At 42.9% G+C, this 1,343-nt stretch carries 1 protein-coding gene; it reads left to right on the forward strand.

The features are described 5' to 3' along the window. Positions 1-137: 137 nt before the first annotated feature. A complete protein-coding gene (locus JGK36_RS00100) occupies positions 138-1,223 on the forward strand; it encodes a transposase (protein WP_293200731.1) in 1,086 nt (361 codons plus the stop codon). Positions 1,224-1,343: the final 120 nt, after the last annotated feature.

The raw sequence follows: 1,343 nt of genomic DNA on the forward strand, positions 1-1,343 counted from the left end.
GGGGGCTAGAAACTGTAACTTGATTCTTGGACAAATCTACCCATTGTTGCTCAATTGTGGGTAGCTTTTTCACTCGCAAGTTCTGCTAAGGTTGGAATATGTCACAAGCCTGCGCGAGAAGGGATTAAAGGACTGCCATGTTACTCGGATTCAAAACCGAATTGAAACTAAATAGTCGGCAGCGCATACTTTTAGCTAAGCATTGCGGAGTGGCGCGTCATGCTTGGAATTGGGGTTTGTGGCTGACCAAAAATATTCTTGGTCACAACCAAGCCAATCCCAACGAAAAGCTCAAATTTCCCACAGCTATTGACTTGCATAAATTGTTAGTAGCTATGGTGAAGTCGGAGAATGCTTGGTATTACGAGTGCAGTAAATCTACACCACAACAGGCATTAATGGCATTGCGAGATGCATGGAAACGATGTTTTAAAAAGACTGCTGGTGTACCGAAGTTTAAGAAAAAAGGAAGGCGAGATTCTTTCACATTAGAAGGAACAGTCAAAATCTGCGGGGTTAACAAAATCCAAGTTCCCGTAATTGCCGTCCTCAAGACTTATGAAAGGCTACCACAAGTATCAACTAAGTCTTGCGCGATATCCCGTATTGCCGACAGGTGGTTTATCAGTTTCAGGTTTGATGTAGAACAGCAAGAATCATGCCAAACAAGCATTGTAGGCGTTGACCTCGGTATTAAAGCATTGGCTACTCTATCAACAGGTGAAGTAGTTATCGGTGCTAAATCCTACAAAAAATATCGCGACATACTCTCAAGGATGCAATGGTTGAGTCGCCATAAAGTCATCGGTTCGAGCAATGGTCAAAAAGCACAAGTCAAGATAGCTAGACTGCATAGAAAGATAGCTAACATCCGTCAAGATACGTTGCACAAACTAACGACATTACTTGCCAAAAACCACGGTGTAATTGTCATAGAAGACTTGAACGTAAGCGGAATGATGGCGTTGCACAAGCTAGCTGCATCTGTTGCCGATATGGGCTTCTTTGAGTTTCGCAGACAGTTAACCTACAAATGCGAGTTGTACGGTTCAAAGTTGGTAGTTGTTGACCGTTGGTTTCCCAGCTCAAAAACTTGTTCTAATTGTGGAACTAAAAAAGAAACACTCTCTCTTTCTGAACGAGTGTTTGAATGCAGTCATTGTGGTATTGTTGTTGACCGCGATTTGAACGCAGCGATTAATTTGTCAAAAACCGTCAGTTAGACGGGGTTAGCCTGCGGACTGGTGAGTGCCGACACTACCAGGATGAAGCAGGAAGTAAACGAAGCTCAAAGTCCAATATTGTCCAATCTTGAGTAACTTTGGGTAGGATTTATGTAACGG

Origin of the sequence: Microcoleus sp. PH2017_35_SFW_U_B (assembly GCF_020737865.1) — a bacterium.
Classification (GTDB): domain Bacteria; phylum Cyanobacteriota; class Cyanobacteriia; order Cyanobacteriales; family Microcoleaceae; genus Microcoleus.